The 15,170-nt window shown below is 30.4% G+C and carries 17 protein-coding genes and 1 tRNA gene; 9 read left to right on the forward strand and 9 right to left on the reverse strand.

What is annotated here, in order from left to right; genetic code table 11:
- Window positions 1-110: 110 nt before the first annotated feature.
- The 3 genes from Q4586_RS08145 to trxA form a co-directional block, all read right to left on the reverse strand.
- A tRNA-Asp gene (locus Q4586_RS08145) sits at window positions 111-184 on the reverse strand.
- Window positions 185-238: 54 nt separating this feature from the next.
- Window positions 239-1,159 (reverse strand): DUF58 domain-containing protein, encoded by a 921-nt coding sequence (locus Q4586_RS08150; RefSeq protein WP_068703950.1) that lies wholly within the window; start codon window positions 1,157-1,159, stop codon window positions 239-241.
- 68 nt (window positions 1,160-1,227) lie between these two features.
- Entirely contained in the window at window positions 1,228-1,545 is a 318-nt protein-coding gene (trxA, locus tag Q4586_RS08155; RefSeq protein WP_068703073.1) for a thioredoxin, read from the reverse strand.
- 315 nt (window positions 1,546-1,860) lie between these two features.
- Here trxA and metK point away from each other — a divergent pair, with 315 nt between their 5' ends.
- Window positions 1,861-3,117: a methionine adenosyltransferase gene (metK, locus tag Q4586_RS08160; RefSeq protein ID WP_068703075.1), complete on the forward strand. Its 1,257-nt coding sequence runs from the start codon at window positions 1,861-1,863 to the stop codon at window positions 3,115-3,117.
- A 60-nt stretch (window positions 3,118-3,177) separates the two neighbouring features.
- Here the strand turns inward: metK and sppA are convergent, their stop codons facing one another.
- Together sppA and Q4586_RS08170 are read right to left on the reverse strand one after the other, a co-directional pair.
- Window positions 3,178-4,923: a signal peptide peptidase SppA gene (gene sppA / locus Q4586_RS08165; protein ID WP_303528228.1), complete on the reverse strand. Its 1,746-nt coding sequence runs from the start codon at window positions 4,921-4,923 to the stop codon at window positions 3,178-3,180.
- 54 nt (window positions 4,924-4,977) lie between these two features.
- Window positions 4,978-5,385 (reverse strand): DUF6146 family protein, encoded by a 408-nt coding sequence (locus Q4586_RS08170; protein WP_303528229.1) that lies wholly within the window; start codon window positions 5,383-5,385, stop codon window positions 4,978-4,980.
- A gap of 99 nt (window positions 5,386-5,484) precedes the next feature.
- On the opposite strand from Q4586_RS08170, the gene Q4586_RS08175 reads away from it, so the two are divergent.
- From Q4586_RS08175 to Q4586_RS08185, 3 genes are all read left to right on the forward strand, one after another.
- A complete protein-coding gene (locus Q4586_RS08175; protein WP_068703081.1) occupies window positions 5,485-6,045 on the forward strand; it encodes a DNA-3-methyladenine glycosylase I in 561 nt (186 codons plus the stop codon).
- A gap of 46 nt (window positions 6,046-6,091) precedes the next feature.
- Window positions 6,092-8,134: a dipeptidyl-peptidase 3 family protein gene (locus tag Q4586_RS08180; RefSeq protein ID WP_303528232.1), complete on the forward strand. Its 2,043-nt coding sequence runs from the start codon at window positions 6,092-6,094 to the stop codon at window positions 8,132-8,134.
- 81 nt (window positions 8,135-8,215) lie between these two features.
- Window positions 8,216-9,136, forward strand: a complete 921-nt coding sequence (locus Q4586_RS08185; protein WP_303528234.1) for an ion channel — start codon at window positions 8,216-8,218, stop codon at window positions 9,134-9,136.
- Here the strand turns inward: Q4586_RS08185 and Q4586_RS08190 are convergent.
- Window positions 9,133-9,348, reverse strand: a complete 216-nt coding sequence (locus Q4586_RS08190; RefSeq protein WP_245662318.1) for a hypothetical protein — start codon at window positions 9,346-9,348, stop codon at window positions 9,133-9,135. The two genes, Q4586_RS08185 and Q4586_RS08190, sit on opposite strands and share 4 nt — an antisense overlap.
- 110 nt (window positions 9,349-9,458) lie before the next feature.
- Here Q4586_RS08190 and Q4586_RS08195 point away from each other — a divergent pair, with 110 nt between their 5' ends.
- Window positions 9,459-9,845, forward strand: a complete 387-nt coding sequence (locus Q4586_RS08195; protein ID WP_303528236.1) for a pyrophosphohydrolase domain-containing protein — start codon at window positions 9,459-9,461, stop codon at window positions 9,843-9,845.
- A 41-nt stretch (window positions 9,846-9,886) separates the two neighbouring features.
- On the opposite strand, the gene Q4586_RS08200 is transcribed toward Q4586_RS08195, so the two are convergent.
- Entirely contained in the window at window positions 9,887-10,819 is a 933-nt protein-coding gene (locus Q4586_RS08200) for a TlpA family protein disulfide reductase (protein ID WP_303528238.1), read from the reverse strand.
- A 66-nt stretch (window positions 10,820-10,885) separates the two neighbouring features.
- Window positions 10,886-11,935 carry a branched-chain amino acid aminotransferase gene (locus tag Q4586_RS08205; protein ID WP_303528240.1) on the reverse strand — a complete coding sequence of 350 codons (1,050 nt, stop codon included), beginning with the start codon at window positions 11,933-11,935 and terminating at the stop codon, window positions 10,886-10,888.
- Between the two features lie 122 nt (window positions 11,936-12,057).
- Here Q4586_RS08205 and Q4586_RS08210 point away from each other — a divergent pair, with 122 nt between their 5' ends.
- Genes Q4586_RS08210 through Q4586_RS08225 form a run of 4 tightly spaced genes read left to right on the forward strand, consistent with a single transcriptional unit; the run spans window position 12,058 to window position 14,096 of the window.
- Window positions 12,058-12,555 (forward strand): DUF4920 domain-containing protein, encoded by a 498-nt coding sequence (locus Q4586_RS08210; protein ID WP_068703093.1) that lies wholly within the window; start codon window positions 12,058-12,060, stop codon window positions 12,553-12,555.
- Between the two features lie 8 nt (window positions 12,556-12,563).
- On the forward strand, window positions 12,564-13,220 hold the full coding sequence (gene mnmC2 / locus Q4586_RS08215; RefSeq protein WP_303528684.1) for a tRNA (5-methylaminomethyl-2-thiouridine)(34)-methyltransferase MnmC2: 657 nt from the start codon (window positions 12,564-12,566) through the stop codon (window positions 13,218-13,220).
- A gap of 24 nt (window positions 13,221-13,244) precedes the next feature.
- The gene (locus tag Q4586_RS08220) at window positions 13,245-13,376 is read left to right on the forward strand and encodes a hypothetical protein (protein WP_262509355.1); all 132 of its coding nucleotides are present in this window, start codon (window positions 13,245-13,247) and stop codon (window positions 13,374-13,376) included.
- Window positions 13,377-14,096, forward strand: coding sequence for a tRNA1(Val) (adenine(37)-N6)-methyltransferase (locus Q4586_RS08225; protein ID WP_068703096.1), 720 nt, complete (start codon window positions 13,377-13,379; stop codon window positions 14,094-14,096).
- A gap of 9 nt (window positions 14,097-14,105) precedes the next feature.
- On the opposite strand, the gene Q4586_RS08230 is transcribed toward Q4586_RS08225, so the two are convergent.
- Window positions 14,106-14,957: an alpha/beta fold hydrolase gene (locus Q4586_RS08230; RefSeq protein WP_068703097.1), complete on the reverse strand. Its 852-nt coding sequence runs from the start codon at window positions 14,955-14,957 to the stop codon at window positions 14,106-14,108.
- Between the last annotated feature and the right edge of the window lie 213 nt (window positions 14,958-15,170).

Genomic DNA, 15,170 nt, shown 5'->3' on the forward strand with positions numbered 1-15,170 from the left:
TCTGGACGGGACTCGAACCCGCGACCCCCTGCGTGACAGGCAGGTATTCTAACCAGCTGAACTACCAGACCGTTGCTTGTAGCAATAATATATTTACTTAGATAAATTTGCGGTCTGGACGGGACTCGAACCCGCGACCCCCTGCGTGACAGGCAGGTATTCTAACCAGCTGAACTACCAGACCGTTGCTCTAAGCGGGTGCAAATATAGAACCTTTTTTTAAATAAAAAAGAATTAATTAGATTTTTTTTTGTCTTTGAATAAGGTAAGCGGTAAGTATTTTCTCATAACCTTCAGTAATATTAACAGGTATGTAGTCTATCTTGTATTGTAAGCATTTGTTTTTTAAGTTGTTGAAAAATGACTGGCTTAATTCGGTATATTTTTCTTGGATGTTTTCTGGATGTAAATTTATTTTTTCACCAGTTTCAATATCTACAAATTTTTTAGGGCTATTATCAAAATCAAATGAAAACTCTGTTTTTTTATCATAAGTATGAAATAAAATTACCTCATGTTTGTTAAATTTTAAATGTTTGAGGGCATCAAACAGTTCTTCTTCGTTTTTTGTTGTTTGAAACATGTCTGTAAATAAAAAAATTAATGAACGGCGGTGAATTTTTTCTGCTATTTCATGTAGGTATTGATGTGTTTCTGTTGTTGCTTTAGAATTTGATGTAAGTAAGTTTTCTAATTGATTTAATAACATCTTACGGTGACGCTCGCTTCCTTTTTCAGGAGCGTAATATTCATAAGTGTCAGAATAGATACTTAAACCTACCGCATCGCGCTGTTTTTTTAGAATTTCTATTAAAGAAGCTGCAGCTACCGCAGAGAAGCCAATTTTATTTAAACGATGTATTGATTGATTTTTAATAATAGGGTAATGCATTGAGGCTGAGTTGTCAATAATTAAATGACAACGTAGATTTGTTTCCTCTTCATATTTTTTAGTGTATAGTTTTTCTGTTTTAGCAAATAACTTCCAATCTATATGACGTGTGCTTTCTCCTTTATTATAGAGTTTGTGCTCTGAAAATTCGACAGAAAAACCATGAAATGGGCTTTTATGCATTCCTGTAATAAACCCTTCAACCACTTGTTTAGCTAGTAACTCGAGGTTTTTAATTTCTGAAGAAGTATTGTTTAAATCAATCATATGCTCGAAAATAAAAAAAGGTTTAGCGATAGCCAAACCTTTTTAATGATATATTGTAATTAAATAGCTTATAAAGCAGCGTCAATTTTATCAGTATATGCTTTTTTTGGAGCAGCACCAACTTGCTTGTCTACAACTTCTCCGTTTTTAAACACTAAAACAGTAGGTATGTTTCTTACACCGTATTTAGCCGCAAATTCTTGATTGTTGTCTACATCTACTTTACCAACAACAGCTTTCCCTTCATATTCAGTGTGAATTTCATCAACAATTGGTCCAACCATTCTACAAGGTCCACACCAAGCTGCCCAAAAATCAACTAATACTGGTTTGTCTGATTTTAATACTACTTCCTCGAAGTTTGCATCTGTAATTTCTAATGCCATTTTGTTATATTTTAAATTAGGTTACTATCTTATTTGTACACTACAAAAGTAATCAAATATTTTACCAATACAATTTTAGTAAAATTACTTTTTATTATCAGAGTATCAATACTTTCTATTTCTTTGCTAGTTTGTTTTTCTGTGTGTAAAATTATTGATAACTTTGCAGCATAATATTTTGAGGAAAAATTTGACTGATTGCAACCTCTTTGAACATTGAGTTCATAAATAAAATGCTAAAGCAGTAATAATCTACTTCTTTACGCGACCAAGCAATTCAAGTTTTTCTTTTAATTAATTTTTAAATAAAATTTTATGTCATATTTATTTACTTCAGAAAGTGTTTCTGAAGGACATCCAGATAAAATAGCTGATCAAATTTCAGATGCTTTAATTGATAATTTTTTAGCCTTTGATAAAGAATCTAAAGTTGCTTGTGAAACATTAGTAACAACAGGACAGGTTGTGTTGGCAGGAGAAGTGAAGTCTAAAACATATTTAGATGTTCAAAAAATTGCAAGAGATGTAATTAACAAAATAGGATATACCAAAAGTGAGTACATGTTTGATGGTAGTTCTTGTGGTGTTTTTTCGGCAATTCATGAACAATCACCTGATATTAATCAAGGAGTTGTAAGAGCAAATCCTGAAGATCAAGGAGCGGGAGATCAAGGAATGATGTTTGGTTACGCAACCGATGAAACTGAAAACTACATGCCATTAGCATTAGAGTTATCACATCGATTGTTAATTGAATTAGCAGCACTACGTAGAGAAAATAAAGATATTACTTATTTACGACCAGATGCTAAATCGCAAGTAACTATTGAATATTCTGATGATAATGTGCCGCAAAGAATTGATGCAATTGTAATCTCTACACAGCATGATGATTTTGATGAGTCTGATGATGTGATGCTAGCTAAGATAAAAAAGGATATTGTAGAAATATTAATTCCGAGAGTAGTTGCTAAATTACCAGTACATATTCAAAAATTATTTACTGATAGTATTACGTATCATATTAACCCAACTGGAGTTTTTGTAATCGGAGGGCCTCACGGAGATACTGGTTTAACAGGGCGTAAGATTATTGTAGATACTTATGGAGGAAAAGGAGCTCATGGAGGTGGAGCATTTTCAGGAAAAGATCCTTCTAAAGTAGATCGTTCTGGAGCCTATGCAACACGTCATATTGCTAAAAACTTAGTAGCAGCAGGTTTGTGTAAAGAAGTTTTAGTACAGGTTTCATACGCAATTGGTGTTGCAAAACCAACAAGTATAAATGTAGAAACTTACGGAACATCGAATGTTGATATGACCGATGGAGAGATTAGTAAAATAGTAGAAACTATTTTTGATATGCGTCCATATTTTATTGAGCAACGTTTAAAGTTAAGAACGCCAATTTATTCTGAAACTGCTGCTTATGGGCATATGGGAAGAAAATCTGAAAAGAAAACAGTTACTTTTTCTAATCCAATGGGAGAAACTGTTTCTCAAGAAGTAGAAACATTTACTTGGGAAAAGTTAGATTATGTTGATAAGATAAAAGAAAGTTTTGGATTGTAAATAACCCAAAACTTATGATAATAAAAAAGCCTTGACATTGTCAAGGCTTTTTTATTAAGTCTATTTTATTTGAAGGATATATGGCATTCTTGCTTGAATTCCTTTTAGTTTTTTCATTTGGTTAATGTTATTATACAGTTGGTAGTTTTCATTACCTAAAGCCTCTTTTAAAATATCCTCTTTAGATGCTTTAGCAAAAGGAGAAAAACTAAAAGCTTCTTTTAAATCTTTTTTATAGTTAGGGTAGTTACGCACTTTGTAAGCTTCAATTTGTGCTAGTTCAGCAGCAACTGTAATTGCATCATTTAAGTTTCCTAATTTGTCTACCAATCCATTTTTAAGAGCTTCTTTACCTGTCCAAACTCTACCTTGTGCAATTTCATTTACTTGTTCAAAAGTCATATTACGACCAACGGCAACACGGTTTACAAAAGTCGTGTAAATTTGTTCAACACCTTCTTTAGTTACGTCATAGAATTTTTTATCCATAGGTTCAAAAACACTATAGTTAGGGTTGTTGTTTGTTGATACTTGTTCAGCATTGATACCTATGTTATCCGCGAGTTTGTTAAAGTTTGGTATAGCTCCAAAAACACCAATAGAACCAGTGATTGTAGTAGGTTCAGCAAGTACTTTGTCAGCATTACAAGCAATATAATAACCACCAGAAGCGGCTACGTTACCCATAGAAACAACTAAAGGTTTTTCTTTTTTCGTTAATTCTAATTCACGCCAAATTAATTCAGAGGCTAAAGCACTACCTCCTGGTGAATTAACACGTAAAACAATTGCTTTTACATTTTTGTCTTTTCTAGCTTTGCGTAATGCTTTATTTATAATTCCTTGACCAATAATATCTTCATTTCCTTCAGCATACATTATTTCACCTTGTGCATAAATTACAGCAATTTTGTTTTTTGCAGTAGCAGAAATTCTTCCTTTTCCAGAGTTGATGTAATCAGCTAAAGAAATAGTATTTATTTTTTTATCAGCATTTAAAGCTAGTTTTTCGTCATATTCATCTTCATAAATAATCGCATCAATTAATTTATGGTTTTTAGCCATTACTGCATTTCTACCATTAGCATTATCAGCAATTAAATTTAATTGTTCGGTAGTTATATTTCTACTCTTACTAATGTCATCTGTAATTTCTGACCAGATAGATTTTAAAAGTGATGTGGTTTGTTCTCTATTGGCATCACTCATTTTATTTGTTAAATATGGTTCAACGGCACTTTTGTATTTTCCGTGACGAATTACTTCCATTTTAACTCCGTATTTATCTTCAAAATCTTTATAATATAATATTTCGGTAGCTAAACCTTTAAAATCAATTGCGCCAACAGGATTTAAAAATAAACTATCAGCAACCGAACTTAAATAATAGTTTTTTTGAGAATAGACATCATTATAGGCATATACAAATTTGCCACTTTCTTTAAATTCTTCAATTTTATTTCTAATAGCTTGCGTTTGTGCTATACCAGCGTTTACTAATGTTGTTTTAATACTGATTCCTTTAATATTGCTATCTGTTTTAGCATTTTCGATAGCATTTATTATTTTATTTAAAGCTAGTTTCTCGTCGGTTAACTCTAAAATTTCTGCTAACGGATTGTCATCTTTTGGAGCGTAATCTTTTATAGTTGCTGATAAATCTAATTCTAAAACAGAATTTGGTTTTACCGTAATCTCTTCTTCAGCTCCAATGATAGAGGCGATGGCTATAAAAAATAAAAAGATTAAAAAAGTGGCTATAAAAAAGCCAAGTATCGAGGCTAATAGGTTTCGTAAAAACTTCATGTGTTGTTGTTAAATTTTTTAGCAAAGATACATTTTTACATATAGCTTACTATTTTAACGTAAGGTCATTCGATATTTGCGTTGAGCAAATTCAAAATAATTAAAAAGCTTGTAGTTTACATCGTAACCATAATTAATGTTTAGGTCGTAATCAATTCTATTTTCGTAAATATTACTGTCAAAATTAATAGGATTGTTGACTCTAGTGTTCCATTCAACAACATATATACGATTTTTGTTTTCTAAATAAAATTGAGAATGAAATCCTGGCGGTTTTGCAATGGTGTTTAAATAATTGTTAAAACCAACATCAAAAATGATAATTTCATATTCTAAACTATCGTTTTTAATCACAACAGGTTCTTCTTTTACGGTAGTTTTATTTTTTAGAGATGAAGATCCGCAAGCGTAAAAGGTGATGATTAAAATGGTTATAGCCGATAAATACTTTAAGGTTTTCATAATCTATAAATTCGATGTCTATAAAGTTGCAAAAAATATTTTAATTTTCATTGATTTTTAATCTGTTTAACAGTAATTTTCACTTTTAAAGTCAAGAAAATGAAGAAAAGATGTTTTTGGGTAAATGATGATCCTTTGTATGTAGCATATCACGACAAAGAATGGGGTGTTCCTGTTTATGACGATAAAACTTTGTTTGAGTTTTTAATTTTAGAAACTTTTCAGGCAGGTTTAAGTTGGATAACAATTTTAAAGAAAAGAGAAAACTTTAGAAAAGCATTTGATAATTTCGATTATAATAAAGTAGCAAATTACAAAGAGGATAAATATGAAGAGTTGCTTATGGATGCTGGAATTATAAGAAATAAATTAAAAATACGAAGCGCTATAGCAAATGCAAAACTTTTTATACATGTTCAAGAAGAGTTTGGGTCTTTTTCGAAATATATTTGGGCTTTTGTTGATGGTAAGTCAATTAAAAATAGTTTTGATAAGCGAGAAGATGTTCCTGCCACTACAGTGTTGTCAGATAAAATATCAAAAGATTTAAAAAAACGAGGTTTTAAGTTTGTGGGTTCTACAGTTATATATGCTTATATGCAGGCTACAGGTATGGTTAACGATCATACAACCGATTGTTTCAGATATAACGAAATTTAAAATTCGTACATTTATCAACTGAAAAAATCAATTTAAAATTATAAAAATGAAATTAAAACAAATGCTTTGTGCTGCGGCAGCAGTTAGCTTATTGGTTTCTTGTGGAGTGGAAAATAAAAAAGAAACTAAAGAGAAAAAAGTAGAAACAAAGAAGGAAGCAAAGTTTAATCATGAGGTTGAGCAATTTGCAGATATAAAAGTTTTAAGGTATCAAATTCCGGGGTTTGAAGAATTAACACTAAAAGAAAAAAAGTTAGTGTATTATTTAACACAAGCAGGATTGGCTGGGCGTGATATTATGTGGGATCAAAATTACCGTCATAACTTAGAGATAAGAGCCGCTTTAGAGCAAATAAATAACGATTATAAAGGAGATAGAAATAGTGAAGATTTTAAAAGTTTTACTACTTATTTAAAACGTGTTTGGTTTTCAAACGGAATTCATCATCATTATTCAAATGATAAAATTAAACCTACTTTTTCTAAAGAGTATTTAGTTGGTTTATTAAAAGACACGAAAGCAATTTTATCTGCAGAAGCATTAGATGTGATTTTTAATGAAAAAGATGCTAAAAAAGTAAATAAAAAAGCTGGCGTTGATAATGTGTTAGCATCAGCAATTAATTTTTATGGACCAGATGTTACAAGTAAAGATGTTGAAACTTTTTATGAATCAGCATATAAAGGACCTGAAGGGCAACCGATAGAAGCTGGATTGAACTCTAAATTAGTACGTGAAAACGGAAAGTTAGTTGAAAAAGTATGGAAATCATGTGGTATGTATGGTAATGCTATTGACACCATTATTTTTTGGTTAGAAAAAGCACAAGATGTAGCTGAAAATGAAAAACAAGGAGCCGCTTTAGGGTTATTAATCGAGTATTATAAAACTGGAAGTTTAGATGTTTGGGATAAATATTGTATTGCTTGGGCTACATCTGTTGAAGGAAATATCGATTGGATAAATGGTTTTATAGAGGTGTATAATGACCCTAAAGGATATAGAGGGTCTTATGAAACAGTAGTACAAATTAAAGATTTTGATATGTCTAAAAAGATGAAAGTCTTATCAGACAATGCACAATGGTTTGAAGATAATGCACCATTATCACCAGCGCATAAAAAACAAAATGTAGTGGGCGTTTCATATAAAACGGTAAATGTTGCCGGAGAAGCAGGAGATGCATCACCAAGTACCCCAATAGGAGTGAATTTACCAAATAATAATTGGATTCGTCAGCAACATGGATCTAAATCGGTTTCATTAGGTAATATTATAGGGGCGTACAATAATGCTGGAGGCTCTGGTAGATTAAAAGAGTTTGCCTATGATGAAGAAGAAATAGCGTTAGAGCTAGAATATGGAAAATTAGCAGATAAATTACATACTGCTTTGCATGAAGTAATCGGGCATGCTTCAGGGCAGATAAATGAAGGAATAGGACAGCCAAAAGAAACCTTAAAAAATTATGCATCTACGATGGAAGAGGGTAGAGCAGATTTAGTTGGATTGTATTATTTAATGGATCCTAAATTACAAGAATTAGGTTTGGTTAGTGATTGGCAAAAAGTAGGAAAAGCTGCTTATGATGGTTATATTAGAAATGGATTGATGTCTCAATTAATACGTATTAAATTAGGAGATGATATTGAAGAAGATCATATGGTAAATCGCCAATGGGTTTCTGCTTGGTCTTTTGAACAAGGACAAAAAGAAAATGTAATTGAAAAAATTACCAAAGAAGGTAAAACATATTTTGTGGTAAATGACTATATGAAGCTTCGTGAAATTTTTGGTCGTTTATTAAAAGAAACGCAACGAATTAAATCAGAAGGAGATTTTGATGCAGCCAAAGCTTTAGTAGAGGGTTATGGTGTTAAAGTAGATCAAGAACTTCATAAAGAGGTTTTAGAGCGTAATAAACAATTTACATCTGCTCCTTATAGCGGATTTGTAAACCCAGTTTTAGTACCAGAATTAGATGCTAAAGGAAATATTACTGATGTAAAAGTTACACAACCCGAAACTTTTGAAGAGCAAATGAAGTTTTATGCTAAAAATTATAGCTTTTTACCTATTAAAAACTAATAAGAGGTTTAATTTATTTATAAAAAACCGACTCTTTCATAAAGAGTCGGTTTTTGTATTTTTACAAAGTAAAATAATGTAATGGCAAGAAAAATTAAAGACCCTGGATTAGGTTATAATTCACAAGAAAATAGTAGGGGGCTTATTAATAAAGACGGGAGCTCTAACGTGATTCATGTTAATAAAAATGTGAATATAGATGACTTGTATACGTATTTTGTTGAAATGTCTTGGGCTAAATTTTTTCTTCTAGTTTTTTTAGGATACACTTTTTTAAATGTGATTTTTGGACTTATATATACCTTAATTGGTATTGAAGAAATTACTCAGCCAAATGATTATTTTTTATATGATTTTTTAAACGGATTCTTTTTTAGTGCACAAACATTAACTACAGTAGGCTATGGTGGGATAGCTCCGCATGGAATAACATCTAACGTCATTGCTTCTTTTGAGGCAATGCTTGGTTTATTATCTTTTTCATTTATTACAGGGTTATTATATGGTCGGTTTTCTAAGCCAAAAGCAGCCATTCGTTTTAGTGATAATTTGGTGTTAAGAGATTTTAAGGAGCACAAAGCATTAATGTTTCGATTAATGAATAACCGAAAAACCGTAATGATTGAGCCTGAAATAAAAGTTACATTGGTTTTAAATGAAGAGAGTGAAAAAGGAAATTATAAGCGTCAATTTTATCAATTAAAATTAGAACGAAATAAAATAATGTATTTGCCAACAATCTGGACAGTGGTACATGAGGTAGATAAAGAGAGTCCGTTATATAAATATACCAAAGAAGAAATAAAAAATATGGATGCTCATGTGTATATTTTACTCAAGTATTACGAGGAGTCTTTTGGACAAAATGTTTACCAAGCAACTTCTTATAATTTTTCTAACTTACAGATGGATATGAAATATACAGCTTCATCTCATTTTAATGAAGAAGGATTCACTATCTTAAATCACGATAAGTTGAGTAAATTAGAAAAAATGAATTAACCTTTAATTAAAAATTTAGAAATAAATAAAAACGCAATAACACTTATAATTCCTATAGTTACATAAATAGCACCATTCTTATAATGTTTTTTATTGTTTTTTGCATCTTTTTTGTAGCTATAAAACATTAACACTATAAAAGCGATAACAAATAAACTAGCAAAAACTATTCTACCTGGAGTAAACATTTTTGCAGCGATAAGAGTAAACATAAAATTGTATTTTCAGCAAAGTTAAAGAATGATTTTATTATGAAGAAAAATTTAAGGAAGTAGTTTTTTTTGATACATTTAAAAAGTAAACCAATAAGAAATTTTATAAAATGAAAAATAAATTAAAAGCAGTACATGAATTTCATTCAGCATTTAAGTTAAATATTCAAAACGAGCCAACAGTTAAAATAGCTGAAGATCGAAAAAAATTGCGTTTTGAATTAATGAAAGAAGAAAATGAAGAGTATTTAGAAGCGGCTAAAAATAATGATTTGGTTGAGGTAGCTGATGCTTTAGGTGATATGTTATATATTTTATGTGGTACTATTATTGAGCATGGAATGCAGTACAAAATAGAAGCTGTTTTTAACGAAATTCAACGAAGTAATATGAGTAAATTAGGTGAAGATGGTAAACCAATATATCGTGAAGATGGTAAGGTTTTAAAAGGACCTAATTATTTTAAACCGAATATAGAAACAATTTTGAATCAATAAAAAGAGCCTCATTAATGAGGCTCTTTTTATTGATTAGTTGCTTATTTACCTACAATACGTTCTAGTTCTGAGGTTAATGTTTTAACGTTATTAACCATTTTTAAAATAACACCGTTGGCATCAACAATAAGATGTGTAGGGTATTGTTTTACCTTTAATTTTTTAGACATGTACTTTTTTTGATTAGGAACCGTGACATATTTAAAAGGTTTTGTTTTTAAAAACTCTATTAGTTTATCTTTTTCATCAAAAGCTAAACTAACAAATTCAATATCATCTTCTTTATATTTATCAACCAAAGCATTTAATTGAGGAAACTCTTCAACACAAACTTTACAAGTAATAAACCAGCACTTTAAAACGACTATTTTACCTTCTGTATCTGCTTTATTATGAGATTTTCCTTTTAAATCAACAAAATCATAACGAGGAATTTTTTTGCCTTCCATTTTAAAATATTGATAAGCAATAGTAGCTTTACTTACAATTGCTTTTTTTATTTTTTCGTTACTAGTATTTTTAATATTAGTTAACTGATATTGAATTTCGTCTTTTTTATTTTTAGATTTAACAGCAATGTAGGCTCCTGTACGTAATGAAACTAAAAAAATCCCTTTATCCATTATTGCTCCCTTGTTATCAAGAGGAATAAAGGTTGACATTAAATCAATATTTTGTTTATTGTAAGCGTTCCAGTTGTCGTAATTTTCTTGAATATCATCGGTGTTTATAGGTTTTTTCTCCTCAGTATTGTTAGCGACTACAGTTGCTTCAATTTCCACTGGTTTTTCAACTTCTGCTGGCTTTTCAATTTCTTTAGTTTCTGAAGCGGCTTTTTTACTAATTATAATTTCTTTTGCTGCTGATTCAGTATTATCATTTTTACTAGTACCTTTTAAGTAGGTGTTTAAAGTAAATAGCGATAAACCAAACCCTATAATTATTGATAATAAAGCAAGTATAATATTTCTCATTTCCCCCTTTTGTAATTTTATAAATATCTTATTATGAATTACTAAGATAGTTTTTTTTAACGAAATCTAAATTTTAACTCTCCAGCCGTGTTTGTCTTCAGTTTTGTTAGATTGTATGCTAACAAGCTTTTCTTTAAAAAATGTTGCATATGAATCGTTATTTTCAGGTAATTCAAAAACGTCATCTTGATGCTTAAAACCTTTGATAGGGTTAATTACAGCAGCAGTACCTGAACCGAAAATTTCTTTTAATTCACCAAGTTTTGCAGCTTCTTTAATTTCGGCAACAGTTACCCTTCTAACGTCAACGTTAATGTTATTATCCTCCGCAAGTTGAATTATTGATTTTCGAGTAATACCATCTAAAATACGATCGTTTGTTGGTGTTGTTATTAATTTATCTCCTATTCTAAAAAAGATATTCATGGTACCAGCTTCTTCTAAATATTCATGGCTATTAGCATCGGTCCAAATTATTTGTTGAAAACCTTGTTCATTTGCTAATCGCGTAGGATAAAACTGTGCGGCATAATTACCTGCGGCTTTAGCATAACCTACACCACCATCGGCAGAACGACTATATTTTTCAGCAAATAAAACCCTAACTTCACCAGCATAGTATGATTGTGCAGGTGAGCAAATAATAATAAATTTATAAGCTTCGGCAGGTGAAGCTGCGATAGCACCTTCAGTAGCAATGATAAAAGGACGAATGTAAAGAGCATTACCAGCCCCTTTTTTTATCCAATCGTTGTCTATTTTTAAAAGTTTTTCTAACCCCTCAAAAAACACCTCTTTAGCAACAGCAGGCATTGCTAAACGTTCGGCAGATACGTTTAATCTGTTAAAGTTGTCTTCAGGTCTGAATAAAAATACGTCATCATTATCGTCCTTAAAAGCTTTCATGCCTTCAAAAACAGCTTGTCCGTAATGAAATACTCTCGCCGAAGGATCAAAAAGTATTGGTCCGTAAGGCATTATTGTTGGGTTTTTCCATTCTCCTTCAGAAAAATCACAAACAAACATGTGGTCTGTAAAAGTACGACCAAAAGCAAGGTTGCTAAAATCAACTGAATCAATTTTTGATTGTGCTACTAATTGAATATCTATGTTCATAAAAATGCTTTTTTTTTCAGTGTGTCAAAGGTACAAAAACTAGCTATATAAAGATTTGTAATAAGTAATCACTTCAGTAATTATAATTATATTTGCTAAGTGTTAATTTTAACTTTTTGATAATGAAAAGAATACTAGTATTTACCTTGGTTTTAAGTTTCTTGTTTTTAGCTTGTAAAGTAAAAAAGAAAGAAGAAGTAAAAGAAAATGAAGCTTCTAAAATAGCATATGCTTCGTTTGGGGAAAAAATAGAAAGTGTAAATGCACTTTCTGAAAAAGAAATGTCTAAAAAATTTGATGCCTTAAAGATTGGTGATACAATAAACGTGAAATTTACATCTAAAATTGATGAGGTTTGTACTAAAAAAGGATGTTGGATGGTGTTGCCTGCGGCGGATAAAAAAACAATGGTAAAATTTAAGGATTATGGTTTTTTTATGCCGTTAGATAGTAAGGGAAATGAAGTGATAGTTGCAGGAAAAGCGTTTGTAAAAGAAACGCCAGTTGATGAATTACGTCATTATGCTGAAGATGCAGGGAAATCAGAAGAAGAAATCGCAAAAATAACGGAACCTAAAAAAGAGTTTTCGTTTTTAGCACACGGAGTATTAATGAAATAATTGTTGTTATTAAAAGAGAAATAATTATAACGTCAGATGGTTCTACTACAATACATTTACCTGATTGGAATGAACAGTATCACTCCAAACACGGAGCAATACAAGAAGCATATCACGTATTTATAAAAAGCGGATTAGAACAGGTTAATAAACCAAAACTTTCTATTTTAGAAATAGGATTTGGTACTGGGTTAAATTGTTTTATTACTTTTTTAGAAAGTAATAAAACAATAAATTATGTAGGAGTAGAAGCATATCCTGTAAGCAATACTGAGCTTGTTAGGTTAAATTATGTTACCGAATTAAATGTAGTAGAGCAACAGCCTATTTTTAATAAAATGCATACGATTTCTTGGAAAGAAAAGCATGAGGTTACATCAAATTTTAGCCTAACAAAGCGTCAACAATTTTTTAAAGATATTGATGACAAAGAAGCATTTGATTTAATTTACTTTGATGCCTTTGGTGCTGAACATCAACCAGAATTGTGGACAGAAGATATTTTTAAATTGATGTTTAATGCTTTAAATAAAAACGGAATTTTAGTAACTTATTCAGCTAAAGGAAGTGTGCGTAGAGCAATGCAATCAGTAGGTTTTAATGTAGAACGTTTGCCTGGGCCACCAGGAAAAAGAGAAATGCTTCGAGCAATAAAATATAGTTAAAATAATAAATTATAAAAGTAAAAAATGAAGTTTCAAAGACGTTTTGGTAATCGAAAAAAAACAAATCCTAAAAAAGGGTTGTACTTAATTATAATGCTTATTGTTGTTTTGTATTTGTTTTTTAATGCTGATGCTATAATTGGAAAATATTTTTAAATGAAACCATTTCAATTTAAAAAATTTACAGTAGCACAAGATAAAACAGCGATGAAAATTGGTACTGATGGGGTTTTATTAGGTGCTTGGTGTGCTTTGCCTGAGTTTCCAGACAGTGTTTTAGATATTGGTTCAGGTACAGGTCTTATTTCGTTAATGATAGCGCAACGAACAGATGCTATGACAATAGATGCGGTAGAGGTTGATGCGGCTGCTTATGAGCAAACGGTAGCTAATTTTGAGCAATCTGACTGGGGAGATCGATTATTTTGTTACAATGCATCTTTTAATGATTTTGTAACCGAAATGATAGAAGAGGAAGAGCAGTATGATATTATTGTATCGAATCCGCCATTTTATACCGATAATTTTGAAACAAATGATGTTTCTCGTAACAAAGCACGTTTTACATCGTCTTTATCTTTTAAAGAATTGATAGTTGGAGTAGCTAAAATTTTGGCTCAAAAAGGTATGTTTTCAGTAATAATACCTTATAAAGAAGAAGTTGAATTTTTAAAGATAGCACTTGAATACAATCTATTTTTAAATAAGGTTTGTCATGTAAAAGGAAATGAAAATTCTGTTATAAAAAGAAGCTTGTTAACCTTGTCTTTTGAAGAAAAAGAAATTGAAAAAGAACTTTTGGTTATTGAAAAAGAAAGGCACCAGTATACTGATGCCTATATAAATCTAACAAAAGACTTTTATTTAAAAATGTAAGTTTTATACTTATTTTTTAATACTGTAATCAAAATCGTTAGCTAAAAATTTATCAGCTATTTCATTGAAGTTTTTAGCACTGTTACGAGGAATTCCATGGTTAGCTCCAGGAACAATACATAATTGAGATTTTTTAATATTATCAAAAATTTCAACAGCATGTTGGTTTTTAATAATATCTCTATCTCCAATTGTAATTAATACTGGTGCGTTTATTTTTTGTAATTCAGCATGACTTATATCTGGAGAATTTAAAAGTAATTTGTCTAATTGTAATTCTTTTTTCCAGTTTCTTGAAGTGTCACCTTTTTTTATCATTTTTAAAGTTTCGGCATGCATTTCTTTAACTTGTTGCATTGCCCAATCATTAACAGCAGTGTTGTCAAACCTTAAATTAGGTCCCATTGTAACTATTTTTTTAATAGTTACTTTGTTTCTAATTCCCATTTTTAAGCCAATAATACCGCCATCGCTCCAACCAAGAATATTTACAGCTGTTAAATTTAGTTTTGTTACCAATTGCTCTAAATCTTTTGCCATTTGTAGGTAGGTTAAAGATTTTGTTTTTAATTCTGATTTTCCTTGCCCTCTACTATCCGCAGCAATTACCCTATATTTATCTTTAAAATAATCAATTTGATATTCCATGGCTTTAATGTCTGTCCCACAGCTATGTATGATTAATAAAGGTTCTCCTTTTCCGTATTCTTCGTAATAAATTTTAGCGCCGTTTACTTTAATATATTTACCAACGGTTTTATTGTTTCCGTAAGGAGTATTAAAATTATTTTGAGCGTTAGTTTTACTAAGTTGTAAGCTTAATAAAAAGAAGGCGGTTAAAAGAAAGATTGTTTTTTTCATTGATTGATTTTTAAAAATTTAATTAATGTTGTTAAGGGTTTGGTAATGTTTTAATTAATAAAAAATCGGGGATGCAAAACTAACTTTAAATTGTTTAGAAATCAAGTGTTTTGTTTTAAGGTTAAAACTTTTGTATAAGAAAAAAGACATCAGTAATAATGCCTTTTTAAATTATTTATGGTAATTAATAAAAAATGAGTTTTTTAAAGCATA

It is taken from the genome of Tenacibaculum soleae (genome assembly GCF_030549005.1).
Taxonomy (GTDB): Bacteria; Bacteroidota; Bacteroidia; order Flavobacteriales; family Flavobacteriaceae; genus Polaribacter; species Polaribacter soleae.